The sequence below is a fragment of the Petrocella atlantisensis genome, assembly GCF_900538275.1.
GTDB lineage: Bacteria > Bacillota > Clostridia > Lachnospirales > Vallitaleaceae > Petrocella > Petrocella atlantisensis.
This window is the reverse complement of the sequence record NZ_LR130778.1, coordinates 995340-1021247: the sequence shown is the minus strand read 5'-3', so window position 1 is coordinate 1021247 and position 25908 is coordinate 995340. Positions and strand designations below refer to the sequence as shown.

The 25908-nt window shown below is 40.2% G+C and carries 18 protein-coding genes, 12 tRNA genes and 3 rRNA genes; all 33 read left to right on the top strand.

Annotated features, from left to right (window positions below; genetic code table 11):
* The first annotated feature begins 11 nt into the window (after positions 1-11).
* The 33 genes from prfB to mgtE all read left to right on the top strand — a co-directional run bounded on the left by prfB (position 12) and on the right by mgtE (position 25791).
* A protein-coding gene (prfB, locus tag PATL70BA_RS04830; RefSeq protein WP_125136312.1) for a peptide chain release factor 2 occupies positions 12-1128 on the top strand; the annotation gives its coding sequence in 2 pieces (ribosomal slippage) (positions 12-86 and positions 88-1128; 1116 coding nt in all).
* A 12-nt stretch (positions 1129-1140) separates the two neighbouring features.
* On the top strand, positions 1141-1602 hold the full coding sequence (locus tag PATL70BA_RS04825; RefSeq protein ID WP_125136311.1) for a chemotaxis protein CheW: 462 nt from the start codon (positions 1141-1143) through the stop codon (positions 1600-1602).
* Between the two features lie 151 nt (positions 1603-1753).
* A complete protein-coding gene (locus tag PATL70BA_RS04820; RefSeq protein WP_125136310.1) occupies positions 1754-2197 on the top strand; it encodes an ACT domain-containing protein in 444 nt (147 codons plus the stop codon).
* Positions 2198-2201: 4 nt separating this feature from the next.
* Positions 2202-3440 carry a homoserine dehydrogenase gene (locus PATL70BA_RS04815; protein ID WP_125136309.1) on the top strand — a complete coding sequence of 413 codons (1239 nt, stop codon included), beginning with the start codon at positions 2202-2204 and terminating at the stop codon, positions 3438-3440.
* An 8-nt stretch (positions 3441-3448) separates the two neighbouring features.
* Positions 3449-4660: a cofactor-independent phosphoglycerate mutase gene (locus PATL70BA_RS04810; RefSeq protein ID WP_125136308.1), complete on the top strand. Its 1212-nt coding sequence runs from the start codon at positions 3449-3451 to the stop codon at positions 4658-4660.
* 31 nt (positions 4661-4691) lie between these two features.
* The gene (locus tag PATL70BA_RS04805; RefSeq protein ID WP_125136307.1) at positions 4692-5900 is read left to right on the top strand and encodes an aspartate kinase; all 1209 of its coding nucleotides are present in this window, start codon (positions 4692-4694) and stop codon (positions 5898-5900) included.
* Between the two features lie 219 nt (positions 5901-6119).
* Positions 6120-8279 carry a Tex family protein gene (locus PATL70BA_RS04800; protein ID WP_125136306.1) on the top strand — a complete coding sequence of 720 codons (2160 nt, stop codon included), beginning with the start codon at positions 6120-6122 and terminating at the stop codon, positions 8277-8279.
* Between the two features lie 49 nt (positions 8280-8328).
* Positions 8329-8871 (top strand): YcxB family protein, encoded by a 543-nt coding sequence (locus PATL70BA_RS04795; RefSeq protein ID WP_125136305.1) that lies wholly within the window; start codon positions 8329-8331, stop codon positions 8869-8871.
* Positions 8852-9289, top strand: coding sequence for a tRNA (adenosine(37)-N6)-threonylcarbamoyltransferase complex ATPase subunit type 1 TsaE (gene tsaE / locus PATL70BA_RS04790; RefSeq protein ID WP_125136304.1), 438 nt, complete (start codon positions 8852-8854; stop codon positions 9287-9289). The genes PATL70BA_RS04795 and tsaE overlap by 20 nt, the downstream gene beginning before the upstream one ends.
* Complete coding sequence (gene tsaB, locus PATL70BA_RS04785) at positions 9290-10003, top strand: tRNA (adenosine(37)-N6)-threonylcarbamoyltransferase complex dimerization subunit type 1 TsaB (RefSeq protein WP_125136303.1); 714 nt, start codon at positions 9290-9292, stop codon at positions 10001-10003.
* Entirely contained in the window at positions 9990-10430 is a 441-nt protein-coding gene (rimI, locus tag PATL70BA_RS04780; RefSeq protein WP_125136302.1) for a ribosomal protein S18-alanine N-acetyltransferase, read from the top strand. Before tsaB ends, rimI begins: the two co-directional genes overlap by 14 nt.
* A 99-nt stretch (positions 10431-10529) precedes the next feature.
* Positions 10530-12512 (top strand): transketolase, encoded by a 1983-nt coding sequence (gene tkt / locus PATL70BA_RS04775; protein ID WP_125136301.1) that lies wholly within the window; start codon positions 10530-10532, stop codon positions 12510-12512.
* A 231-nt stretch (positions 12513-12743) separates the two neighbouring features.
* Entirely contained in the window at positions 12744-13652 is a 909-nt protein-coding gene (locus tag PATL70BA_RS04770) for a ribonuclease Z (protein WP_125136300.1), read from the top strand.
* A gap of 105 nt (positions 13653-13757) precedes the next feature.
* Positions 13758-14348 carry a hypothetical protein gene (locus PATL70BA_RS04765; protein WP_125136299.1) on the top strand — a complete coding sequence of 197 codons (591 nt, stop codon included), beginning with the start codon at positions 13758-13760 and terminating at the stop codon, positions 14346-14348.
* Positions 14349-14360: 12 nt separating this feature from the next.
* The gene (gene tsaD / locus PATL70BA_RS04760) at positions 14361-15380 is read left to right on the top strand and encodes a tRNA (adenosine(37)-N6)-threonylcarbamoyltransferase complex transferase subunit TsaD (RefSeq protein ID WP_125136298.1); all 1020 of its coding nucleotides are present in this window, start codon (positions 14361-14363) and stop codon (positions 15378-15380) included.
* Between the two features lie 67 nt (positions 15381-15447).
* On the top strand, positions 15448-16143 hold the full coding sequence (gene ispD / locus PATL70BA_RS04755) for a 2-C-methyl-D-erythritol 4-phosphate cytidylyltransferase (protein WP_125136297.1): 696 nt from the start codon (positions 15448-15450) through the stop codon (positions 16141-16143).
* Between the two features lie 14 nt (positions 16144-16157).
* Entirely contained in the window at positions 16158-16361 is a 204-nt protein-coding gene (locus tag PATL70BA_RS04750) for a hypothetical protein (RefSeq protein WP_125136296.1), read from the top strand.
* A gap of 231 nt (positions 16362-16592) precedes the next feature.
* Positions 16593-16678, top strand: a tRNA-Ser gene (locus PATL70BA_RS04745).
* Between the two features lie 64 nt (positions 16679-16742).
* Positions 16743-16830, top strand: a tRNA-Ser gene (locus PATL70BA_RS04740).
* 263 nt (positions 16831-17093) lie between these two features.
* Positions 17094-18618: ribosomal RNA gene (locus PATL70BA_RS04735) — 16S ribosomal RNA — on the top strand.
* 226 nt (positions 18619-18844) lie between these two features.
* A 5S ribosomal RNA gene (gene rrf, locus PATL70BA_RS04730) occupies positions 18845-18962 on the top strand.
* A gap of 80 nt (positions 18963-19042) precedes the next feature.
* Positions 19043-19116, top strand: a tRNA-Ile gene (locus PATL70BA_RS04725).
* A 65-nt stretch (positions 19117-19181) separates the two neighbouring features.
* Positions 19182-19254, top strand: a tRNA-Ala gene (locus PATL70BA_RS04720).
* Between the two features lie 469 nt (positions 19255-19723).
* Positions 19724-22620, top strand: a 23S ribosomal RNA gene (locus PATL70BA_RS04715).
* Together the 16S, 23S and 5S rRNA genes with 12 tRNA genes alongside form the textbook arrangement of a ribosomal RNA operon.
* Before the next feature lie 151 nt (positions 22621-22771).
* Positions 22772-22843, top strand: a tRNA-Asn gene (locus PATL70BA_RS04710).
* Between the two features lie 162 nt (positions 22844-23005).
* A tRNA-Glu gene (locus tag PATL70BA_RS04705) sits at positions 23006-23077 on the top strand.
* A gap of 243 nt (positions 23078-23320) precedes the next feature.
* Positions 23321-23393: transfer RNA gene (locus PATL70BA_RS04700), tRNA-Thr, on the top strand.
* 6 nt (positions 23394-23399) lie between these two features.
* Positions 23400-23473 (top strand) — tRNA-Ile (locus PATL70BA_RS04695).
* A 350-nt stretch (positions 23474-23823) separates the two neighbouring features.
* Positions 23824-23897: transfer RNA gene (locus tag PATL70BA_RS04690), tRNA-Asp, on the top strand.
* A 28-nt stretch (positions 23898-23925) separates the two neighbouring features.
* A tRNA-Val gene (locus tag PATL70BA_RS04685) sits at positions 23926-23998 on the top strand.
* A 37-nt stretch (positions 23999-24035) separates the two neighbouring features.
* A tRNA-Leu gene (locus PATL70BA_RS04680) sits at positions 24036-24120 on the top strand.
* A 34-nt stretch (positions 24121-24154) separates the two neighbouring features.
* Positions 24155-24228: transfer RNA gene (locus tag PATL70BA_RS04675), tRNA-Arg, on the top strand.
* A 231-nt stretch (positions 24229-24459) separates the two neighbouring features.
* Positions 24460-25791: a magnesium transporter gene (gene mgtE, locus PATL70BA_RS04670; RefSeq protein ID WP_330510239.1), complete on the top strand. Its 1332-nt coding sequence runs from the start codon at positions 24460-24462 to the stop codon at positions 25789-25791.
* The last annotated feature ends 117 nt before the right edge of the window (positions 25792-25908 follow it).

The window sequence follows — 25908 nt, the reverse complement described above, 5'->3', positions numbered from 1 at the left end:
GAGGTGTTGAAATGATTGAGTTGGAACAAATACGACAACAATTAAAAGGGTATGAAAATAAGCTAGAAGAACTGAGGGCTTCTCTTTGACATCCCTGGCGCGGAGAACAAAAGACAAGAGTTAGAAGCACAATCCACAGCTGAAGACTTCTGGAATAATCCTGAGGCATCACAGGAAGTTTTGAAAAATATTAAAGTACTCAACGATAAGATTGATGACTTTAAGAAAATATTGCAAGACTATGAAGAACTTGATATACTTATAGATATGGCACAAGAAGAATCCGATGAGGACCTTTTAGGTGAAATCAAGGAAATGGTAGCCGGTTTTATAGCCAGTTATGATGCTATGGTTATAGCAACCTTATTAAAAGGACCTTATGATAATAACAATGCAATTTTATCTCTTCATGCAGGTGCTGGTGGGACAGAATCATGTGATTGGGTAGAAATGCTCTATAGAATGTATATGAGATGGTCCAACCAAAAGAACTATCGTCTGGATGTGATAGACTACCTTGCTGGCGACGAGGCAGGTATAAAATCGATTACCTTCGAGGTAAGCGGTGAAAATGCTTATGGTTATCTAAAAGCCGAAAAAGGCGTTCATAGGTTGGTCAGGATATCACCATTTGATAGTTCGGGAAGGCGCCACACAACTTTTGCATCCTGTGATGTCATGCCGGATATTGAAGAAGATATAGACGTGGAAATTAATTCAGAGGACATTAGGATTGACACGTTTAGAGCAAGTGGTGCTGGTGGACAACATGTCAACAAGACAGACTCAGCCATTAGGATTACCCACATACCAACAGGTATTGTTGTACAATGCCAAAATGAAAGATCTCAACATAAGAATAAGGACAAAGCTTTAAAGATGCTAAGGATTAAGCTTTTTGAAGTAGAAAGACAGAAGCAGCATGAAAAGATGACAGATATTCGTGGTGAAACCAAAGAAATTGGTTGGGGAAGTCAAATAAGGTCTTATGTTATGCATCCTTATAATATGGTCAAAGACCACCGTACCAATCATGAGACTGGGAATGTCGGTGCGGTGATGGATGGACAGTTGGATGATTTTATAAACGCATATTTGAAGTGGATGGCAGTGCAAACCATTAACTAAGGAGGAAAGCTTATGGCAACGTTACAACAAGTTGTATTTAGACTGGACAAAGAAGAATATGGCTTAAACATTATGAAGGTAAATGGTATTGAAAAATACCAAGAAGTTGTAAAAGTACCTAATGCACCGGAGTACATAGAAGGTATGATTAACTTAAGAGGCGAAGTACTCCCCATATTCAGTTTGAGGAAAAAATTCAACTTGACTGACAAACCTCATGATGATGATACAAAAATTATTGTTGTCAATACAAATGGTATCAAAGTAGGATTTGTCGTGGATTCTGTGGAAGAGATTCTTCAGATTGAAGAAGAAGTTATTGAAGTAGCGCCAGCCATCGTTGCAGGGATCAATAGAAAATATATAAAATCTGTAGCCAAAGTAGATCAGCGTATGATTGTTCTCATTGATATCGATTTAGTCGTAACAGATGAAGAAAAAATATCCTTAGGTGAAGTCATTGCGGAAGCATAGACCAAAGAGTTGTTCCATAAAATGGAACAACTCTTTTTTAATATTAGGAAAATATTAGGTGTTGAAACTCAGGTGAAACTATGGTATTATCTTTCTATGAAATACAAATGTATTTCCAGTAAGAACATAATTGGACAAAGTGAGGTGTATCATGCCAGATCAAGCTAATTTCTATATCATACAAAGGAAAGCTTTACCGGAAGTTTTTTTAAAGGTTGTACAAGCAAAACAATATCTGGAAAAGGAAAAGGCGATGACCGTTCAAGAAGCAGTTGAAGCGGTGGGTATCAGTAGAAGCTCTTTTTATAAATATAAAGATACCATTTTTCCTTTCTATGAAAATTCAAGAGGTAGAGCGATAACATTAGGTATGAGGATTGATGATGAACCCGGACTTTTGTCCTTGCTTCTTAATTGTATCGCCAAATATCAGGCGAATATACTTACAATACATCAAACAATACCTATTAATGGTGTTGCGGATATTACATTTAGCATAGAGGTGTTACCGACAACAGGCGATGTTCAAGATATGGTCAATCATTTGATTGAGACAGAAGGGGTACATCAAGTTAAGATTTTAGCTAGGGAGTGATAGAATGGCAAAAATAGCGATTTTGGGATATGGTACAGTTGGATCAGGTGTCGTTGAAGTTCTTAAAACCAACCAAATCAGTATCAATAGAAGAGCTGAAACAGATATTGAATTAAAATACGTATTGGATTTGAGAGAATTTCCTGGATCATCTATTGAGCATGTATTAACCCACGATTATATGGATATATTGCAAGATGATGAAGTTGACATTGTTGTAGAAGTCATGGGTGGTATAGAACCGGCGTACACATTTGTTAAACAAGCCCTTGAAAGAGGGAAGAGTGTGGTAACATCAAACAAAGAATTGGTCGCAAAGCATGGCCCTCATTTGCTTGAAATTGCAAAAGAACATTATGTAAATTTTCTTTTTGAAGCCAGTGTTGGTGGCGGTATTCCTATTATACGCCCTTTGAACCAATCATTGACAGCAGATGAGATTTACGAGATTGAAGGTATACTTAATGGCACGACCAATTATATTCTATCTAAAATGAAAGATGAAGGTCTTGACTTTGATGTCGCATTAAAAGAAGCCCAAGACCTTGGTTTCGCTGAGCGTAATCCTGAATCGGATATTGAAGGTCATGATACTTGTAGGAAAATAGCTATTTTATCCTCATTGGCTTTTGGGTGGCATGTGGATTATGAAAATATTTATACAGAAGGTATTACAAAGATTACCCAAAAGGATATGGTTTATGCAAAAGCTATGGGCATGGACATTAAGCTCCTTGGCAGATGTAAAAAAGAAGGTGATCAAGTGTGCTTGGCTGTTATACCAATGCTTATCGGCGCCAACCATCCATTAAACAATGTTCATGGCGTGTTTAATGCCATTTTAATCAAAGGTAATGTTATTGGTGATGTTATGTTTTACGGTGCAGGTGCTGGCAAATTACCAACAGCCAGTGCGGTTGTTGCCGATATTATAGATGCCTCAAAACATAAAGGGAAAAATATCATCGTTCAATGGAGCATGAAAAAAATGAAGCTCATGCCGATAACGGATGGACACTTCAATTATTTCATCAGAGTAAAATTGCATCAAGAAAAAGAAGGAAGAGCTGTTATTGAAAAAACTTTTAGTCATGTAGAGTGGGTTCAAGTTGAAGAGGATCCAAATTCAATAGGGTTCATAACAGACACCATACGAGAAGGCGATATTACTATAAATATTGAAAAGTTAAGCAAAAGTGAAGAAATCATAGCTGTCGAAAGTATGATACGTCTAGAAAGGTAGGTATAAGGATGAAGCATGTAGTCATTCTAGGAGATGGCATGGCAGATCGCCCTATAGAACGATTAGGGAATAAGACACCTCTACAAGTAGCAAAAAAGCCAAATATAGATGCTTTAGCCATGCAAGGTGAGGTCGCCCTTGTAGATACAATACCAAAAGGAATGGCGCCAGGAAGTGATACGGCAAATTTATCGGTTATGGGCTATAACCCCGAAGTTTATTATACAGGTAGATCCCCTCTTGAAGCAGTTAGTATGGGAATTAATATGGAAGATGATGACATCTGTTTCAGATGTAATCTTGTTACGCTATCAGAACAAGAATCTTATGAAGATAAAATCATGCTGGATCATAGTGCTTCAGAAATCACGACAGAGGAAGCCAGAGAGCTAATGGAAGCCATCGATCATGTGTTTTCTGATACCACTCGAAAGTTCTATCCCGGCATATCTTATAGGCATGCACTCATATGGAAAAAAGGTTCATTAAATGTTGAGTTGGTACCACCCCATAACATTTTGGAAAGTCAAATCAGGGATTATCTGCCAAAGGGTGACTTTAGTGACCTCATATTAGAAATGCAGAAAACCAGCTATGAACTCTTAAATGACCATCCTATTAATCTAGATAGAGCTAAAAGAAAACTTAATAAAGCCAATAGCATCTGGATATGGGGCGAAGGAACAAAACCTAGTTTGACATCTTTTAAAGAAAAATATGGTAAAAAAGGCGCTATGGTTTCAGCCGTTGACCTATTAAAAGGAATTGCCATTGCCAGTGAGATGACATCTATTGATGTAGAAGGGGCAGATGGTAGTTTGCACACGAATTATGAAGGAAAAGTAAATGCATCCCTTGAGGCATTAAGAACGGGTCATGATTTTGTATATCTACACATTGAAGCGCCGGACGAATGTGGTCATAGAGGTGAATTAGAAAATAAGATACTGGCGATTGAGCTCATTGATGAAAAAGTTGTCAAACCTCTTGTTAAGGGTTTGACAGAGTTGAAAGAAGCATATAGAATATTAATTATGCCGGATCACCCTACACCGGTGGAAATAAGGACACATACTACAGACCCAGTTCCTTATGTGCTTTATGACAGCCGTAGGGCGTTAGATGAGAATCTGACTTATGATGAGGTCATGGCAGAGAAAAATGGTGTTCGATTTAAAAAAGGTCATGAACTCATGGGGTATTTTTTAGCGGAAGAATAAGCTTGGAAAACATACATAGGAGGAAAATATTGTGCTAATTGTTAAAAAATTTGGCGGCAGTTCTGTAGCCAATCGGGATCGTGTATTTAATGTTGCCAGAAGAATCATAGAAGATTACGATCAAGGACATGATGTGGTGGTTGTATTATCAGCTCAAGGGGATACAACAGATGAATTACTGGCGAAGGCAAAAACCTATTGCAGCTTGCCTTCAAAAAGGGAAATGGACATGTTACTTACAACTGGTGAACAGATCTCGGTATCCTTAATGGCGTTGGCACTTCAAGAACTAGGTTATAATGCTGTTTCTTTGAATGCAACCCAAGCAGGAATGTATACATCTTCTTCCTATGGGAATGCAAGACTTAAGAACATAACAGGTGAACGGATTACGGAAGAATTGGACAGAAAAAACATCGTTATTGTAACAGGTTTTCAAGGGGTCAATCGACATGACGATATTACGACCTTGGGTAGAGGCGGCTCCGATACAACAGCAGTGGCGCTTGCAGCAGCTCTAAATGCGGATAAATGTGAGATTTATACAGATGTGGAAGGCGTTTATACAGCAGACCCACGTGTCGTTAAGACAGCTAAAAAATTACAGGAAATAACCTATGACGAGATGCTGGAATTGGCATCCCTCGGTGCAAAAGTATTACATAACCGCTCAGTTGAAATGGCAAAAAAATACGGTGTCGAACTGGTTGTACGATCAAGTTTGACAAGAGCAGAAGGAACAGTTGTTAAGGAGGAAAGTACAGTGGAAAAAATGTTGGTAAGTGGCGTAGCAGCAGATAAGAACATTGCCAGGATAGCGGTAGTTGGTATAGAAGATGAACCTGGAAAGGCATTTAAATTGTTTAGAATCATGGCAAAGGAGAATATTAATGTTGATATTATTCTTCAATCCATAGGGCGAAATAATACTAAAGATATTTCCTTTACTGTGGACATCAATGATGCCTACCATGCAAAAGAAGCCATAGAAGCGCACCAAGAAGCTTTGAGCTTTGAATCGGTATCAGTGGACGAACATGTTGCAAAAGTATCCTTAGTAGGTGCAGGCATGCAATCAAACACAGGTGTAGCGAGTAAAATGTTTGAAGCGTTATATGACGCTGGTATAAACATTAAGATGATATCAACATCTGAAATTAAGATTTCATTATTAATTGACGAACGTTATACAGATGAAGCCGTAAACGCTATCCATGAAGAATTTAGTCTGGGTCAATAACATAGCTTTTTATTAAACAACCATAAGACCATCTCAAATAGAGATGGTCTTTATATATATAAACACACCCGCTTTTCTTGTCATACCTACCAAGATATGCTATAGTATTTATGCTTGATTAGAGTCTCAAATCATGCTTAAATGAATAATAAATAAGAGAAATCCTGATTGCTTCATAAAGTATAAACATAGGGATTATTTGGATATAAGGAGAACTGGATGGATATTAATAAGGCATTGCAGCAAGAATTCTCGATTCAAAGCTGGCAAGTGGAAAATACAGTAAAATTGATTGATGAAGGCAACACCATACCATTTATAGCGAGATATAGGAAAGAAATTACAGGCTCGCTGACAGATGAACTTTTAAGAGATTTGTATGATCGGTTATCTTATTTGAGAAATCTGGAGCAGAAGAAAGATCAAGTTATAGCCACGATTCTAGAACAAGGCCAAATGACAGATGCCCTAAAGTTAAAGATTAATCAAGCACAGACTTTAGTAGAAGTTGAGGATATATATAGACCTTTTAGACCAAAAAAGAAAACAAGAGCGACAGTTGCAAAAAGTAGAGGATTAGAACCCTTAGCCATGTATATCTTATTGCAGCAGGGCAATACGTCTATAGATGAAGAAGCAAAAAGGTATGTTGATTCAGAAAAAGAAGTGTTAACAATAGAAGATGCAATAGCTGGTGCCAAAGACATAATTGCAGAGAACATTGCAGATGATGCTGATTATAGGAAGTACATTAGAGCCCAAAGCTTTGAACAAGGTATCATTCAATCAAAAGCAAAGAAGGATCAAACAGCATCTGTTTTTGAGATGTATTACGACTATGAAGAAAACATTAAGAAAGTAGCACCTCATAGAATTCTTGCCATTAATCGGGGTGAAAAAGAGAAGATATTAAATGTTAAAGTCATTGTACCTGAAGAAAGACTCATTCAATATTTATGTCTAAAAGTAATAAAAAAATCGGACAGTATATACGCCACACCAATACGAGATGCTATTAGCGATGCATATAAACGTTTGATTGCACCCTCCATAGAAAGAGATATTCGAAATGAATTGAGTGAAAAAGCAGAAGAAGGTGCCATCGATGTTTTTGGAAAAAATCTAGCCCAATTGCTTATGCAGGCACCTATATCCGGGAAAGTGGTTTTGGCGTTGGATCCGGCTTTTAGAACAGGCTGTAAGTTTGCAATAATCACTGGAAATGGTAAGGTGCTTGAAACAGGTGTTGTTTATCCGACCGAACCTCATAATAAAATTATTGAGGCAAAAGCCAAACTAAAGCCGTTAATACAAAAGCACAAAGTACAATTAATTGCCATAGGTAATGGTACCGCTTCTAGGGAATCAGAGATCTTTGTGGCTGAGATGTTAAAAGAAATAAAAGAAAAAATTCAGTACATCATCGTAAATGAGGCTGGGGCATCGGTTTATTCTGCATCAAAACTTGGAACTGAAGAGTTTCCTGAGTTTGACGTAGCACTTAGAAGTGCAGTATCTATTGGTAGAAGGCTACAAGACCCATTAGCTGAGCTGGTAAAAATTGATCCTCAGAGTATCGGTGTTGGGCAATACCAACATGACATGAATCAAAAAAGACTGGCAGAGGCGTTAACAGGTGTAGTCGAAGACTGTGTGAATAAAGTGGGCATAGATTTAAATACAGCATCTCCCTCACTATTAGCATATATATCCGGTATTAGTAAACCTTTAGCTAAAAATATTGTAGCCTATAGAGAAAGCGTAGGTGTCTTTAAAAACCGAAAAGAATTACTCAAAGTACCTAAACTAGGTCCAAAAGCCTTTGAACAATGTGCTGGCTTCTTGAGAATTCAGGGCGGTAAGAATCTTCTTGATCAAACAGGTGTCCATCCTGAAAGCTATGATGTAACCATTAAACTTTTAGCAAAACTTGGACTATCTTTAGAGGACATCCAAGAACGAAAAGTCCAAATCAGTAAAAAAGTCAGTAATTTTGAAACTTACGCAAAGGAGCTTGAAGTAGGTATACCAACACTAACAGACATTGTCAAAGAACTGGACAAGCCTGGGCGAGACCCAAGAGATGAGATGCCTGCACCTATTTTACGTGTAGACGTACTGGATATGAAAGACCTAAAAGAAGGTATGATACTTAAAGGTACCGTTCGTAATGTTATAGATTTTGGTGTTTTTGTTGATATTGGTGTGCATCAGGATGGTTTAGTGCATATATCACAAATGACGGACCGCTATATCAAACATCCTCTGGAAGTTGTATCTGTTGGGGATGTGGTCGAAGTACAGGTCATGAAAGTAGAGATAGAGAAAAAACGCATAGGCTTAACCATGAAAATCAACAGTGGTAAATCAGTAGAATAGAATAAAAGATCTGATTGCGTGAATCATGAGCAATATATAGGAGGTTGTTATGGCAAAAGAAATAAAGGTATCAGGGAAGTTGATTGTTAAAGATGTGGTTACATTCATGTTTTATCATAATTATAGCAGATGGGGCGGACGTTTAACCGCATTGCTTGGTGTGGCCGGGCTTATATTGGCACCAATCTTTTTAATCAATAAGGATATATTAAGTGCATTAATATTTGTTTTTTTAGCATTTGCCTATATCGTTGTAACACCTCTTGACTTTTATGCTAAAGCAAGACGTCAAATTCACATGAACCCTGTATTTAAGAATAAAATGACATTTATCTTTGAAGATAATCTTTTACGCGTGAAGCTTTATACAGGTGCCTCACAAATTGCATGGCAAGACGTGATTAAGGTTGTTATACTTAAAGAAATAATATTCATCTATTTACAAGAAAACCATGCCTTGATTGTTCCAAAAAGAAATTTCCTAAAAAAAGAGGATTATGATACAGTCAGACGGCTGATAGAAGACAAGAAATTGTCCATACATAAGGATAAAAGAATGGAAGAAAAAGTAAATGAACAAGAAAATCTATGAATCAATAACAGAGGCAGAAACTCAAGCAATTGGGGAAAAGTTAGGAATGGAAGCAAAGCAAGGTGAAGTATATTGCTTGGACGGAGAACTGGGAGTTGGCAAAACGGTTTTTACAAAAGGCTTTGCTAAGGGTCTTTCTATCCATGAACATGTAACCAGTCCAACCTTTACCATTTTGAATCTTTATGAAAGTGGTCGTTTGCATTTTTATCATTTCGACGTCTACAGAATATCGGATCCTTATGAATTGGAAGAAATTGGATATGAAGATTATTTTTTTGGCCAAGGCGTAACTATGGTTGAATGGGCATCGCGTATTGAAGAGCTCATTCCAAAAGAGGCCAGATATATTACCATCGAAAAAGACTTAAGTAAAGGCCTCGATTATAGAACAATTACCATAGAAGAAGGTGATTAAGTGAAAATATTGGCAATAGAGAGTTCAGCTATGGTGGCAGGCGTAGCAATCATAGAAGACACTAAGATTATTGGTGAATATATTCTAAACAACAAAAAAAATCATGCACAAACCATTATGCCGATGCTGGATTCACTCAAAGATCAGCTTGGTTTGGCGTTATCATCACTAGACGCTATTGCAGTATCTAAAGGTCCTGGATCGTATACCGGTCTTAGAATTGGAAGTGCCACAGCGAAAGGATTAGCACATGTACTTGGCGTTCCTATCATTGGTGTATCCACCATTGAGAGTATGGCACATAACATTCAAACAACAGATAGCATCATATGTCCCATGTTGGATGCCAGAAGACAACATGTTTTTTCGGGTGCCTACGTATATGAGGGTGATAAGATGAATAACCTAATACCCATAAATCAGATGCTTGTTACAGAACTACTCGAGCAACTAAAAACTTATAATAAGCCTATTATTTTTTTGGGAGATGGATTTGAAGCCCATGAAAGTGTCATTAGGAGCTATCTTTCAGAAGATAAAATCATAGTCGCAAGAGCCATTGAATTTTTACCAAGAGCCAGTACATTAGGGTTTTTAGCTATAGAAAAATATAATAAAGGTGAATGGGAGGATTATCTGACCCATCAGCCCAATTACTATAGATTATCTCAAGCAGAACGAGAATATGAGGAAAAGATGAATGGAAATTCGTGAAATCGTTGAAAAAGATGTGGAGCAAGTTTATGCCATAGAGTTAGAGGCTTTTTCATCGCCCTGGACGAGGGAATCTATTCTAATGGAAGTCATCAGTCCAAGAAGTCATTATCTTGTTATGGAGAATGAGGGCGAAATAATTGGTTATGCTGGGTTGTGGAAGATTTTTGACGAGGGACATATTACCAACATCGCCGTAAAAAAAGGTTATCGAAATAGGGGTTTGGGGTTAATCTTAATGGAAAAGCTTATGGCACATGCACAAGAAAACCAAATAAAAAAGCTGACATTAGAAGTAAGATGTGGTAATTTTCAAGCGTTGAAGCTATATAAAAAACTTGGCTTCGTTGAAGCGGGGCGTCGAAAAGGATTTTATGACTTTCCCAAAGAAGATGCCATTATTATGTGGAAAGAGCAACTAAAATAATATGAACAGTTTTTCACTTGAAATCCACTAGAATTATGATACAATGCTAGTGGAAGATGCTCAGAGTAAGAACTGGCCATACATATCAAGGAGGTAATTATGAAGGAAATTGATACATTATCGATTAATAGTATTCGTATTTTGTCAGCTGAAGCTGTGCAAAAAGCAAATTCAGGACACCCGGGACTCCCAATGGGTGCGGCACCTATGGCTTATGAATTGTGGGCTAACCATATGAACCATAATGGAAAAGATCCAAGTTGGGTTAATAGAGACCGTTTTGTCCTTTCCGCCGGACATGGATCCATGTTACTTTACTCATTGTTGCATTTATTTGATTATGGACTCACTATAGAGGATATTAAGTCCTTCAGACAGTGGGACAGTAAAACACCTGGGCATCCGGAATTTGGACATACCGTTGGTGTTGAAACAACCACAGGTCCCCTTGGTGCAGGATTTACGAATGCAGTTGGTATGGCCATGGCAGAAGCTAACTTAGCTGCTAGATTCAACAAGGATCAAATGGACATTATTGATCACTATACTTATACAATTGTTGGAGATGGTTGCTTAATGGAAGGTATTACTTCGGAAGCGGCTTCTCTTGCAGGAACACTCAAACTTGGTAAACTTATTACACTTTACGATTCAAACAGCATCACCATAGAAGGAAGCACAGATTTAGCTTTTACAGAAGATGTAGGTGCACGTTTTAAAGCTTATCATTGGGAAGTGCTTGAAGTTGAAAATGGAAATGACCCTGTAGCCATCGGTTTTGCGATAGAAAAAGCAAAGAAAAACCTTACACAACCTTCACTCATTATTGTAAAAACATTAATCGGTCACGGATGCCCTGCAAAAGAAGGTAAGCATAGTGCCCATGGAGAGCCCTTAGGTGATGATAACATTGTTGAGACTAAAAAGAATTTAGGTTGGACGGAATCAGAGAGTTTTACTGTGCCGAAGGAAGTCTATGAACATATGGCAAGTGTTAACAATAAAGGCGTTTTAGCCCAAGAAGCATGGCAAAACAAGTACGAAGCCTACAAAGAAAAATATCCAGAACTTGCCCTTGAACTTGGAAACCAGTTAAAAAATGAACAAGATTTAAGTGCGTTAGATGATGATGCTTTTTGGACATTTGATGAGAAATCAAATGCGACAAGATCTATTTCAGGAGAAGTTATACAAAGACTTGTTAAGATTATTCCGAATTTATTTGGAGGCGCAGCAGACTTAGCTCCATCTACCAAAACCTATATGAATGGGCAAGGCGATTTTTCAGCAGATCAATATGAAGGGATGAACATTCATTTTGGTGTACGTGAGTTGGCAATGGCAGGTATAGGGAATGGTATTAGTATTCATGGTGGTTTTAAAGCTTTTGTTTCTTCATTTTTTGTCTTTAGTGATTATATGAAGCCAATGGCAAGACTATCAGCCATTATGCATCAACCCTTAACGTATGTCTTAACCCATGATAGTATTGGTGTAGGTGAAGATGGACCAACCCATCAACCGGTTGAGCAGTTGACCATGTTGCGTACAATCCCGAATTTTACAACCTTTAGACCGGCAGATGCCAAAGAAGTAGCGGCTGCTTGGTACTATGCTGTAACAAATAAGCATACACCTACGGCAATTGTGCTCACCAGACAGAATGTACCTTATTATCAAGAAACCGGAAAAGAAGCGTTAAAGGGTGGTTATATTTTATCAGACTCTGACAAGTCTACTCCGGACTTGATTCTATTAAGTTCAGGATCAGAAGTGGAATATGTTTATGAAGCGGCAAAAAAATTAAGATCAGAGGGTATGGATGTCAGAGTGGTTAGTATGCCGGCAATGAATCTCTTTGATGCACAATCAGAAGCGTATAAAGAAGCTGTATTACCAAAAGAATGTCGAAGGAGAATTGCCATTGAAGCAGGTGCAACAGCTATTTGGTATAAGTATGTCGGCTTAGATGGTAAAGTACTAGGTATAGATAAATTTGGAGCTTCAGCACCAGGTTCGAAAGTATACGAAGCCTATGGTATTACGACAGAAGCTGTATATAATGCGGCAAAAGATCTTTAAGAAGTAAGTATGAGCTGCCCTCTCGTTGATTGGTTCAACAAGAGAGCAGCTTTTTTAATCTCAAGGAATAAGGAAGTTTCCTTTCGAGCCGTTCAGAAATATGAGCAGAGCTCATAACGAAGCGAAGCTTCTTTTCTTGATAATCTTGATGCGCTAGAACCTTGGAGACATTTGTGTTATAATATTGACACTTAAACCAATAAATAATAATAAAAAGAGAGAAGCAAAACTATGTTAGATTTATGTTTATTAGGAACAGGCGGTATGATGCCATTGCCCAACAGATGGTTAACATCCCTGATGACAAGATACAACGGCAGCAATCTATTGATTGATTGTGGCGAAGGTACTCAAATCACTCTAAAACAAAAAGGGTGGAGCTTTAAATCAATTGATATTATTTGCTTTACACATTTTCACGGTGATCACACAAGTGGTTTACCTGGATTACTTTTAACAATGGGGAATTCTGATCGAACAGAACCCTTAAAAATAATAGGACCTAAAGGTGTCATACGTGTCGTTAACGGACTTAGAGTCATAGCACCGGAACTACCCTTTGAAATAGAGTTCATAGAGCTTGAAGATGATTTTAATCGTATTGATTACAAAGGATATCAGATTGAAGCCTACAAATTGAACCATAAAGTGACGTGCTATGGCTATAATATTATCATTAATAGAACCGGAAAATTTGATATGGATAAGGCCAAAGCAGCAGATATTCCAATTAAATATTGGTCGGTATTACAAAAAGGTGATCAGGTTTTTCATGAAGAACGTCTATTGACGCCAGACATGGTGCTTGGCGAGGAAAGAAAAGGTATTAAAGTAAGTTACTGTACAGATACAAGACCGATCGACAATATAGTCATACACGCAAAGGAAGCGGATTTATTCATATGTGAAGGGATGTATGGCGACCCGGATGAAGATAACAAAGCAAAAGAATATAAGCATATGACCTTTTGGGAAGCAGCAGAACTGGCAAAAGCAGCGCATGTAAAAACAATGTGGCTAACCCATTTTAGTCCGGCCCTTGTAAAGCCAAAAGATTTTGAATATGTGGCACAAAAGATATTTCCAAATAGTTTTGTGGCAAAAGATCGTCAAACGATAACGTTAAAATTCGAAGACTAGTGCAGCAGACTCATATTTTACGTTATTTTTCCGATATATTTATAGAAGGGCTTAGAGATGATAAGCCTTACATGTAAATGACGTTGTTGTACAAGGAGGATTTCTATGAGAAAGATTATTGCCGTACTGGTCTTAATAGGATTAGGTGCTTTATTGATTTTTAATCCAAGCATATACAACAAAAATAAGGAAGAAGCAGCAGAAAAATTGTTTGATGAGATTATTGAAGAAAAAGAGATACTGCCACTAGCAAAAGCCAACACAGGTATGTTAACATTCAATGTTGAAAAGCTTCAAAAAAGTCCTTATGAAATCATTAAGTTCAATACCATGTTGATGAAAGTTATGTATTCAGGGAATCTAACAGAGGAAGAAGTCAGACTGCTTGCAAAAGTTCAAAGAACTTATTACACTGAGGACTTGTTAGAGCTAAATCCTGAAGAAGAACATATGGCAAGTATCATTGAAGAAGTTAGAAGAGCCGCTGAAGGTGAAGATCACATTGTGGATTATAGGGTGATGTTGCCGGAATATAGCCCTACTGATAATACTTTAGCGTTTGTAAAAGTCGTGTTTATTCCAAACAGCGTCGGAAAAAGTGAAAATATTCAACAACAGTATGTATTGGAACGATCGGAGGGACTTTGGTTTATCAAAGGATGGGTTCCGGTTGACGATACAATAATTATAGAATAGTAGGTAACAAAAATGAAAAATGAAAAAGATATGATTATATTAGCTATTGAAACATCATGCGATGAAACATCGGCAGCAGTTGTTAAAAATGGCAAAGAAATACTGAGCAATGCCATATCCTCACAAATTGAATTGCATGCCAAATTCGGTGGTGTAGTTCCGGAGGTGGCATCGCGAAAGCATGTTGAAAAAATGAATCCGATTATAGATGAAGCTCTAAATGCAGCAGGAATCACCTTTGCGGATTTAGATGCAGTAGCGGTCACCCATGGCCCCGGGCTTATAGGTGCCCTGTTGGTAGGTTTGGCTGAGGCAAAAGCCATAGCTTTTGCCCTTGATATTCCGTTAATAGGCGTACACCATATTGAAGGTCATATATCCGCAAATTACATTGAACATAATTTAAAACCACCTTTTTTATGTATGGTGGTCTCAGGTGGTCATACCCACTTAGTAGAAGTCAAGGACTATGGGAGCTATAATATTATCGGGCGAACCAGAGACGATGCTGTAGGTGAAGCCTATGATAAAGTTGCTAGAAGTATCGGACTGGGTTATCCGGGTGGTCCCAAAATAGATGTATTAGCAAAAACGGGTAATGGAGGGGCTATTGATTTCCCAAGAACATATTTAGAAAAAGGGTCTTATGACTTTAGTTTTAGTGGTATCAAATCGGCGGTTTTAAACTATCTGAATCAGATGAAAATGAAAGATGAGACCATCAATCCATCCGATGTGGCTGCATCGTTTCAAGAGGCGGTTATAGAAGTTATCACAAACAAGACGATGATGGCAGCTAAAAATCTGAATATGAGTAAAATAGCATTAGCCGGTGGTGTCGCCTCAAATAGTCGACTTCGAGAAGAAATGCATCGAAAAGCTAAAGAGAATGGCTATGAGCTCTATTATCCTTCGCCAATTTATTGCACGGATAATGCTGCTATGATTGGAATAGCGGCCTATTATGATTATAAAAACGGTATACAACATGATATGTCACTGAATGCCTCATCCAATATTCAGTTTGGTTAAGGTCAGAGATAAATCATATAAAAATTAACATGCAAAATTATAAAGTACAGATGACTAAGAGGTTAATATGGAAATCAATGTGATTGTTTTAGCAGCAGGCATGGGGAATCGAATGCAACATCATCAGAATAAGCAGTTTATTCAACTGGCAGGTTATCCTATTTTGTATCATACGTTACTAGTCTTTCAAAAAATGAAAGCCATCCACAATATTTTTCTGGTCGTAAGAAATGATGAAATGTCTTATGTAGAAAAAAATATACTTACGTTGAATGATTTTTCAAAAGTCAAAAAAATGGTAAAAGGTGGTAATGAAAGGCCAGATTCAGTACATAACGCTTTAAAGTCTATTGAAGGTGAAGGCTTGGTGCTGATTCATGATGGTGCAAGACCTTTCATCAAGGAAAAAGATATATTAAAACTCATTCAAGTAGCTCTTAAATGTAATGCGGCTGTTTTAGGTGTACCGGTCAAAGACACAATAAAAAGCGTTGATACACATCATTTAGTTATAAAAACACCGGATCGAAGGTTGTTATGGGCTGTTCAAACCCCTCAAGCCTTTGACTTGAATCTAATTAAACAAGCCTATGAAAAACGATATGCATGTTCCACAGATTTTTGGGATGATGCCATGTTGATAGAAGAATTAATGAATCATGATGTAAAAATGGTAGAAGGCTCCTATGATAATATCAAAATAACCACACCATCCGATTTAGCTTATGGTGAATGGATTGCAAAGCATCAAACAGACGATTAATACCGGAGGACATTATGCCAAAAAGAAAGGAACAGGAAGAGTTGGACAAAGATGAGCGCATCAAAAAACATGTTAGGAGTCATCCGAGCCAAAATGAAAAAGGACTACCACGACTCAATAGGATAGAGCCAAAACATAAACCGATGAAGAAAAAAAACATTAATCTTTTAGACACCTACGAAAAATATGGCGATGATTTCGAAGGCTATGAGGAGTGAATATTTTCATACAAAGCATATTGTACTTAGAGTTTTCTGACAACAACAGAATCTCATGGTATTTAAAGGGTAATAAGAAAAAATAGAAGCCGCTATTGAGCGGCTTTTAGGCGTTTAGCACTTGAAAAAGGACTACATTTTGCATTAATAAAAAAAAGAAGAAAAGTGTTGACACCATTAATGAGATATGATAAATTAATTAAGCGCCAATCAGTGCGCAAGCATACATCTGGAGAGGTGTCCGAGTGGCTTAAGGAGCTGGTCTTGAAAACCAGTGATCCCGAAAGGGACCGTGGGTTCAAATCCCACCTTCTCCGTTGAAATCTAGACCATTAGATTTCTAGGAATATTAGAAGTGCAACGTGTGTTTATTCAACGTTTGGAGAAGTACCCAAGCGGCTGAAGGGGCTCCCCTGGAAAGGGAGTAGGTCGTTAACGCGGCGCGAGGGTTCAAATCCCTCTTTCTCCGTTTAGTAACTTAAGAAAATGTTGAAATAGCATTGACTTAGCAAAATGGTTATGATATAATACTTTTCGCTGACCTAAACGGTTTGCGAGGTAAAAATTAAGACCTGAACATTGAAAACTGAACAGTAAACCAACCTATCAAAAAGTAATTTAAAACGGACGCTATGTAATTCATTATGTAGCAAAAGCAAGCTTGGTTTTTTAGTAACAAGAGCGTAAGCTCAAGTCAAAAAAAGACCAGCGAGTATTCTATAGCAAGAGATTAAACATGAGAGTTTGATCCTGGCTCAGGATGAACGCTGGCGGCGTGCCTAACACATGCAAGTCGAGCGAGAAGGTAGAGAGTGATTCTTCGGATGAGCGATCTACCGGGCAGCGGCGGACGGGTGAGTAACGCGTGGGTAACCTGCCTTATACTGGGGATAACATTCTGAAAAGGATGCTAATACCGCATAAGCGCACAGCATCGCATGATGCCGTGTGAAAACTCCGGTGGTATAAGATGGACCCGCGTCTGATTAGCTAGTTGGTGAGATAATAGCTCACCAAGGCAACGATCAGTAGCCGACCTGAGAGGGTGATCGGCCACATTGGGACTGAGACACGGCCCAAACTCCTACGGGAGGCAGCAGTGGGGAATATTGCACAATGGGGGAAACCCTGATGCAGCGACGCCGCGTGAAGGATGAAGGTTTTCGGATCGTAAACTTCTATCAGCAGGGAAGAAAATGACTGTACCTGACTAAGAAGCCCCGGCTAACTACGTGCCAGCAGCCGCGGTAATACGTAGGGGGCAAGCGTTATCCGGAATTACTGGGTGTAAAGGGTGCGTAGGCGGTAAAGTAAGTTAGGTGTGAAAGCCCGGGGCTCAACCTCGGGACTGCACTTAAAACTGCTTTACTAGAATACAGGAGAGGTAAGTGGAATTCCTAGTGTAGCGGTGAAATGCGTAGATATTAGGAGGAACACCAGTGGCGAAGGCGACTTACTGGACTGTGATTGACGCTGAGGCACGAAAGCGTGGGGAGCGAACAGGATTAGATACCCTGGTAGTCCACGCCGTAAACGATGAATGCTAGGTGTCGGGGGTCGAACCTCGGTGCCGCAGCTAACGCATTAAGCATTCCACCTGGGGAGTACGATCGCAAGATTGAAACTCAAAGGAATTGACGGGGGCCCGCACAAGCGGTGGAGCATGTGGTTTAATTCGAAGCAACGCGAAGAACCTTACCAGGTCTTGACATCCCTTTGACCGAACCTTAACCGGTTCTTTCCTTCGGGACAAAGGTGACAGGTGGTGCATGGTTGTCGTCAGCTCGTGTCGTGAGATGTTGGGTTAAGTCCCGCAACGAGCGCAACCCTTATCTTTAGTAGCCAGCACGTTATGGTGGGGACTCTAGAGAGACTGCCGAGGATAACTCGGAGGAAGGTGGGGATGACGTCAAATCATCATGCCCCTTATGATCTGGGCTACACACGTGCTACAATGGTGGTAACAAAGGGAAGCGAAGCCGCGAGGTGGAGCAAACCCCATAAAAGCCATCCCAGTTCGGATTGTAGTCTGCAACTCGACTACATGAAGTTGGAATCGCTAGTAATCGCGAATCAGAATGTCGCGGTGAATACGTTCCCGGGCCTTGTACACACCGCCCGTCACACCACGGAGTCGGAAGCACCCAACGTCAGTGACCCAACCGCAAGGAGGGAGCTGCCTAAGGTGAAATCGATGACTGGGGTGAAGTCGTAACAAGGTAGCCGTATCGGAAGGTGCGGCTGGATCACCTCCTTTCTAAGGAAGAAAGTGGAAGAAATTTATTTCTGAAGCTAAAAGTGAGCAAAGCTCACATGATGGAGATCAAAAACCTCACCGTGATAAATGAAAGCGATAGATTGGTTTGCTGTTGAGTGATCAACGTTTGGTCATATACGAAGACTAGGAAGAACAAGCTGCGAAGAAAACGCAGCTTGGAAAGCCCTAGTCATAGTAAATGAATTAACGTAAGAATCTAAAATATTCTGGTGGCGATGCGACATATGGAAACACCCGTTCCCATACCGAACACGATGGTTAAGCGTATGTCGGCCGATGATACTTGGTTGGAGACGACCTGGGAAAGTAGGTGGCTGCCAGATTTAAAAAACAAAAAGCTCTAGAGGCAACTTTGGAGATTACATAAGAACATGTTGGACTTCGAAAAGGAAAAATCCTTTTTGGGCGCATAGCTCAGCTGGTTAGAGCGCACGCCTGATAAGCGTGAGGTCGGTGGTTCGAGTCCACTTGTGCCCACTGTATAAGATTCGAAAGAGTTTTGTACTTTTTATAACTACAGCCAAATAAGAAAGTAAACACCCGGGGGTATAGCTCAGTTGGGAGAGCACCTGCCTTGCAAGCAGGGGGTCAAGAGTTCGAGTCTCTTTATCTCCACTCGGTCGTAAACATCAAGAAATGACATAAGCAAGCACGACCATAGCGTAGCGCTATTACGAACATTGAAAACTGCATAAGAGAAACGACTTGAAAGCACGTATGGATACAGCTTAAGCATAACACGAGGTTAAAGTGTTATGAAGAAGCGTCGTAGAAGTAGTGAAGGCAAGTCGTTAGACGATATGAAAGCACGAAAGTGAAGACATATTGTTGAAGTGATTTGTAATCTTGATAAGCGAAAGCAAATCACTGTATGTGTTACTCCCAAGTAACATATATGAAGTAACTTCATATATCATAGGTCATGACGTATGAAGATACAAGACATCGAAATATAACTTTGTAAGAAGAAAGACGCTTTCTAATTACAGAATTACATGAATATATTTTAATCTTAAGCAAAGATTGAGCAAAGACTGGATGGGTTAGCAATAATCAAGAAGGTGTTGCAATAATCAAATTATTAGTTCAAGCTAATAAGAGCATAGGGTGGATGCCTTGGCACTAGGAGCCGATGAAGGTCGCGATAAGCTGCGAAAAGCTTTGGGTAGGCGCAAATAGCCGATGATCCAGAGATTACCGAATGGGGAAACCTGGCTGGGAAGATCCCAGTCACTGCATGGTGAATACATAGCCATGCAGGGGGAACTCGGGGAACTGAAACATCTAAGTACCCGAAGGAAGAGAAAGAAACATCGATTACCTAAGTAGCGGCGAGCGAAAGGGTAAGAGGCCAAACCAAAGGACCTAGTCCTTTGGGGTTGTGGACTGCGGACGGTATTAAGAAGATTTAACCGAAGTGTTTTGGAAAAGCACGTCAAAGAGGGTGAAAACCCCGTAGGTGAAAAGTCGACTTAGCCAGCAGTATCCAGAGTAGCACGAGACACGTGGAACCTTGTGTGAAGCAGGGGGGACCACCCCCCAAGCCTAAATACTACCTAGTGACCGATAGCGCATAGTACTGTGAAGGAAAGGTGAAAAGAACCCCGGGAGGGGAGTGAAAAAGAACCTGAAACCCTATGTTTACAAGCAGTGGAAGCACGTTAAGGTGCGACCGCGTACTTTTGTAGAACGGTCCAGCGAGTTACTTATACTGGCAAGGTTAATGACTTAAGGTCAGGAGCCGAAGGGAAGCCAAGTCTTAATAGGGCGTTAAGTCAGTGTGAGTAGACCCGAAACCGGGTGACCTATCCATGGGCAGGTTGAAGTTACCGTAAAAGGTAATGGAGGACCGAACCCACGCATGTTGAAAAATGCGGGATGACCTGTGGATAGCGGAGAAATTCCAATCGAACCCGGAGATAGCTGGTTCTCCTCGAAATAGCTTTAGGGCTAGCCTTGAAATAGTCTAATGGAGGTAGAGCACTGAATTGCCTAGGGGGCCTCACAGCCTACCGAAGCATATCAAACTCCGAATGCCATATAGATGTTTTTCAGGAGTCAGACTATGGGAGATAAGTTTCATAGTCAAAGGGAAAGAGCCCAGACCACCAGCTAAGGTCCCAAAGTGTGCATTAAGTGGAAAAGGATGTGAGATTTCACAGACAACTAGGATGTTGGCTTAGAAGCAGCCATGCATTCAAAGAGTGCGTAATAGCTCACTAGTCGAGAGATCTTGCGCCGAAAATGTCCGGGGCTAAAATGCACCACCGAAGTTGTGGAAAGCACTTATTTAGATAAGTGTTTTGGTAGAGGAGCATTCTTAACACGACGAAGCTGTACCGTAAGGAGCAGTGGAGAGTTAAGAAGAGAGAATGCTGGAATGAGTAGCGAGAGAGAAGTGAGAATCTTCTCGGCCGAATATCTAAGGTTTCCAAAGTAAAGCTGATCTTCTTTGGGTAAGTCGGGACCTAAGGTGAGGGCGAAAGCCGTAGCCGATGGACAACTAGTTGAAATTCTAGTACTACGTATGAACAGAACTGTGGGGACACAGAAGGATAGGGAAATCTGGGAATGGAAAAACCAGTGCAAGCACAAAGCTTGGTTGATAGGCAAATCCGTCAACTAAAAGGCGAAGTGTGATGCGGATCGAAATTAAAGTAGAGAAGTTCCTAAATCCATACTGTCAAGAAAAGCCGCTATTGCTTCATACGTACCCGTACCGCAAACCGACACAGGTAGATGAGGAGAGAATCCTAAGGCCGACGGGAGAAGCGTTGTTAAGGAACTCGGCAAAATGACCCCGTAACTTCGGGAGAAGGGTGCCTACGCAAGTAGGCCGCAGAGAATAGGCTCAAGCGACTGTTTAGCAAAACACAGGTTTATGCAAAACCGAAAGGTGAAGTATATGAGCTGACGCCTGCCCGGTGCTGGAAGGTTAAGGGGAGTGCTTAGACTTTAGTCGAAGGTGCGAACTTAAGCCCCAGTAAACGGCGGCCGTAACTATAACGGTCCTAAGGTAGCGAAATTCCTTGTCGGGTAAGTTCCGACCCGCACGAAAGGCGTAACGATTTGGGCACTGTCTCGACAACGCGCCCGGTGAAATTGTAGTACCGGTGAAGATGCCGGTTACCCGCGACAGGACGGAAAGACCCCGTGGAGCTTTACTCTAGCTTGATACTGGGATTCGATATTACATGTACAGGATAGAAGGGAGACTTTGAACTATGGACGCCAGTCTGTAGTGAGTCGTTGTTGGGATACCTTCCTTGTAGTATTGGGTTTCTAACCTAGCACCATTATCTGGTGTGGGGACAATGTCAGGTGGGGAGTTTGACTGGCGGTCGCCTCCGAAAGTGTATCGGAGGCGCTCAAAGTTCATCTCAGAATGGTTGGAAACCATTCGAAGAGTGCAAAGGCATAAGATGGATTGACTGTGACACCGACGGGTGGAGCAGGTAGGAAACTAGGACTTAGTGATCCGGTGGTATGAATGTGGGATTGCCATCGCTCAACGGATAAAAGCTACCCCGGGGATAACAGGCTTATCACTCCCAAGAGTTCACATCGACGGAGTGGTTTGGCACCTCGATGTCGGCTCATCGCATCCTGGGGCTGTATTCGGTCCCAAGGGTTGGGCTGTTCGCCCATTAAAGCGGTACGCGAGCTGGGTTCAGAACGTCGTGAGACAGTTCGGTCCCTATCCGTCGTGGGCGCAAGATATTTGAGAGGAGCTGTCCTTAGTACGAGAGGACCGGGATGGACTGACCTCTGGTGTATCTGTTGTCTTACCAAAGGCATAGCAGAGTAGCCATGTTGGGAAGGGATAAACGCTGAAGGCATCTAAGCGTGAAGCCCCTCGAGATAAGATATCTCATCCAGAAATGGAGTAAGACCCTGGAAGACTACCAGGTTGATAGGTTAGGGTGTAAGCACGGTAACGTGTTCAGCTGACTAATACTAATAGGTCGAGGGCTTGAACTAAGAAAGTGATTATAAAGATTAGAGCTTAAGATTAAAATATGTGCATGTAACAAGTCGATGTTAACAATCTCTTATGCGGTTTTCAGTGTTTGTAAATGAATGCTAACACTGAAAATGACAATAACCTTCATAAATAGCGAAAAGACAATAATCCTCGATGGCTCAACGGTAGAGCATTCGGCTGTTAACCGAAGGGTTGCTGGTTCGAATCCAGCTCGGGGAGTTACTATATAAAATAAATTTAGTGAGTCTTAGGAATAAAAGCATGTCCAACGGGTCTGCTTTTATGAGTTAGAAGAACTTAATGCTTTTATATACTATGTAAAATAAGTTTACGGAATCTTAGGAAGAAAAACATGACCGAAGGGTCTGTAAAAACACACAAGGCCCGTTGGTCAAGCGGTCAAGACACCGCCCTTTCACGGCGGTAACATGGGTTCGATTCCCATACGGGTCACTCTTTTTTTTTGTAAGTTTTCAAAAGAAAAGGTTTAGTTGTAGAAGTGAGCAAAGCGAATGCACATTGAATTAACAAGAGTGAATAAATTAAGATATCAGAATAGAAATGACCTATATGCCGACGTGGCTCAATTCTAGTGGAATGCTTAGCATGAAACGGGCAATGAAATGAGCAAAGCGAATGCACATTGAATCAACAACAGTGAATAAATTAAGATATCAGAACAGAAATGACCTATATGCCGACGTGGCTCAATTGGCAGAGCAGCTGACTTGTAATCAGCAGGTTACCGGTTCGAGTCCGGTCGTCGGCTTCATGTGGGCCTATAGCTCAGTTGGTTAGAGCATCCGGCTCATAACCGGATGGTCCGGGGTTCGAGTCCCTGTGGGCCCATTATAATTATTATTGTAATGGGAAAAATGAAATATGGTATAGTGACAAATTATGGCCCAGTGGCTCAGTTCTTGGAGTGAAGCGAAGCGCACATGATAGGACCAACGTAGCGTACTGGGAAAAGTGAAAAATGTAAAGTAGTGACAAATTATGGCCCAGTGGCTCAGTTCAAGGAGTGAAGCGAAGCGCTCACGATAGGACCAACGTAGCGTACTGGGAAAAGTGAAAAATGTAAAGTAGTGACAAATTATGGCCCAGTGGCTCAGTTCAAGGAGTGAAGCGAAGCGCTCACGATAGGACCAACGTAGCGTACTGGGAAAAGTGAAAAATGTAAAGTAGTGACAAATTATGGCCCAGTGGCTCAGTTGGTTAGAGCGCCGCCCTGTCACGGCGGAGGTCGAGGGTTCGAGTCCCTTCTGGGTCGTCATCAATTTAAGTATGTTAATATCCCAGGGCGCATAGCTCAGCTGGGAGAGCACCTGCCTTACAAGCAGGGGGTCACAGGTTCGAGCCCTGTTGCGCCCACTACGTCTGATATGGATGTTGAACCATTTTTTATTATGCCGGAGTGGCGGAACTGGCAGACGCACAGGACTTAAAATCCTGCGACCCTTAAAGTCGTACCGGTTCGATTCCGGTCTCCGGCATGTTTTAATAAAAAGTGTGATTGAACCAAATTATGTGCGCATAGCTCAGCTGGATAGAGCGTCTGGCTACGGACCAGAAGGCCGAGGGTTCAAATCCTTCTGCGCACGCTAACTTCATTGAGAGGGCTTGTTGACTGCTTGCGGTTGGCGGGCTTTTTTTATGGTTTACTTTTTAATCATAGTTTGATAGACTTGCAATAGTGATAGTTTTTAACCCATTTATGTGAAGAAAGGTGTTGATAGTATGGACGGATACCCGGATCGGTATAGTATTATAATAATGAATTTCCACACCATGACCTATCAACAAATGCATGACTTTACATAGGAGGGGTTATATTGAACATCAATGAACTCTTAGAATTGATTAATGAAAAGGCGTACAAGCAAATAAGAACTCGATTGGTTGATTTACAAGAAGCCGACATAGCAGAACTTATTGAAGAGCTTGAAGATAGAGATGCGCTGATTGTATATAGATTATTACCGAAAGAAATCGCAGCAGATGTTTTTGCCTTTTTGGATATTGAAACGCAATCCGAAATATCCATGTTGATTAGCGAAAAGGAACTGGCTTATATAATTAATGAACTCAACTTTGACGATAAGATTGACTTACTAGAAGAAATGCCGGCAAATGTTGTAAAAATGATTCTTCGTGATGCTTCGGATAAAGAACGTAAGCTCATCAATCAATTCCTAAATTATAAAGAGGCTTCAGCTGGAAGCCTGATGACGATAGAATTCGTTGATTTAAGAGCGGATATGACAGTTGAAAATGCTATGAGTCGTATTCGCCGTATCGGTATTACAAAAGAAACGATATATACCTGTTTTGTAACGGATAATACCCGACGTTTAGAAGGCATTGTTACTTTAAAAGAATTGGTACTAAGCCCACAAGAGCATCTCGTTGGCGAGATTATGGAAACAGAGGTCATTTCTGTATCTACTACAGATGATCAAGAGGTTATTGCCAATATATTCAAAAAATATGACTTCTTATCATTGCCGGTTGTTGATCATGAAAATAGGCTGGTTGGTATTATAACAATTGATGATGTTGTCGACGTTATTGAAGAAGAAACAACGGAAGACTTTCAAAAAATGGCGGCGATTGAGCCATCAGATATGGAATACATGAGCATGACATCTTTTGAATTGGCAAAAAGACGGCTGATGTGGTTGGTTATACTCATGTTTTCAGCCACTATAACAGAATATATATCGAATGAGAACACGTATTTAACTGCACAATTTGCCATTTTGTTTGGTGTAATACCTATGTTGATGTCAACAGGTGGTAACGCAGGTGCACAATCATCTACACTGGTTATTCGTGGTATCACTTTAGGAGAAATAGATTTTAATGATTTTCTGGCGGTCATATGGAAAGAAATAAAAGTGGGCCTTTATATTGGTGGTACACTAGGAGGTCTGAATTTTACAAGAATTCTTTTGCTTAGACAGGACTTAAAGTTGGCATCGATTGTTGGTCTGACTTTAATTGGAACTTCTGTAACAGCAACAACCGTTGGTGGTATGTTGCCGATTCTTGCAAAAAAACTTAAGCTAGACCCAGCTACGATGGCCAATCCTTTGATTACAACGATTACAGATGCTTTGACCTTAATAATATTCTTTGCCATTTCAGCAATTATTTTATTGTAAAGGCTAACTTCCCTCTATAGGAATCTAATGGAATATAATAGGATGAAGTCACGCGCCTTGCAATATTTAAAAGAATCATGGTATAATGATTGCATTGATTTAAAGTAATTATTCTAT

Excerpts from the sequence above, each read along its gene's own strand:
- PATL70BA_RS04795 (WP_125136305.1), top strand. The coding sequence starts at position 8,329 with ATGGCAAAAGAAATAAAGGTATCAGGGAAGTTGATTGTTAAAGATGTG.
- rimI (WP_125136302.1), top strand. The coding sequence starts at position 9,990 with ATGGAAATTCGTGAAATCGTTGAAAAAGATGTGGAGCAAGTTTATGCC.
- tkt (WP_125136301.1), top strand. The coding sequence starts at position 10,530 with ATGAAGGAAATTGATACATTATCGATTAATAGTATTCGTATTTTGTCA.
- PATL70BA_RS04815 (WP_125136309.1), top strand. The coding sequence starts at position 2,202 with ATGGCAAAAATAGCGATTTTGGGATATGGTACAGTTGGATCAGGTGTC.
- PATL70BA_RS04820 (WP_125136310.1), top strand. The coding sequence starts at position 1,754 with ATGCCAGATCAAGCTAATTTCTATATCATACAAAGGAAAGCTTTACCG.
- PATL70BA_RS04770 (WP_125136300.1), top strand. The coding sequence starts at position 12,744 with ATGTTAGATTTATGTTTATTAGGAACAGGCGGTATGATGCCATTGCCC.
- tsaE (WP_125136304.1), top strand. The coding sequence starts at position 8,852 with ATGAACAAGAAAATCTATGAATCAATAACAGAGGCAGAAACTCAAGCA.
- PATL70BA_RS04765 (WP_125136299.1), top strand. The coding sequence starts at position 13,758 with ATGAGAAAGATTATTGCCGTACTGGTCTTAATAGGATTAGGTGCTTTA.
- ispD (WP_125136297.1), top strand. The coding sequence starts at position 15,448 with ATGGAAATCAATGTGATTGTTTTAGCAGCAGGCATGGGGAATCGAATG.
- PATL70BA_RS04810 (WP_125136308.1), top strand. The coding sequence starts at position 3,449 with ATGAAGCATGTAGTCATTCTAGGAGATGGCATGGCAGATCGCCCTATA.
- PATL70BA_RS04800 (WP_125136306.1), top strand. The coding sequence starts at position 6,120 with ATGGATATTAATAAGGCATTGCAGCAAGAATTCTCGATTCAAAGCTGG.
- tsaD (WP_125136298.1), top strand. The coding sequence starts at position 14,361 with ATGAAAAATGAAAAAGATATGATTATATTAGCTATTGAAACATCATGC.
- PATL70BA_RS04750 (WP_125136296.1), top strand. The coding sequence starts at position 16,158 with ATGCCAAAAAGAAAGGAACAGGAAGAGTTGGACAAAGATGAGCGCATC.
- PATL70BA_RS04825 (WP_125136311.1), top strand. The coding sequence starts at position 1,141 with ATGGCAACGTTACAACAAGTTGTATTTAGACTGGACAAAGAAGAATAT.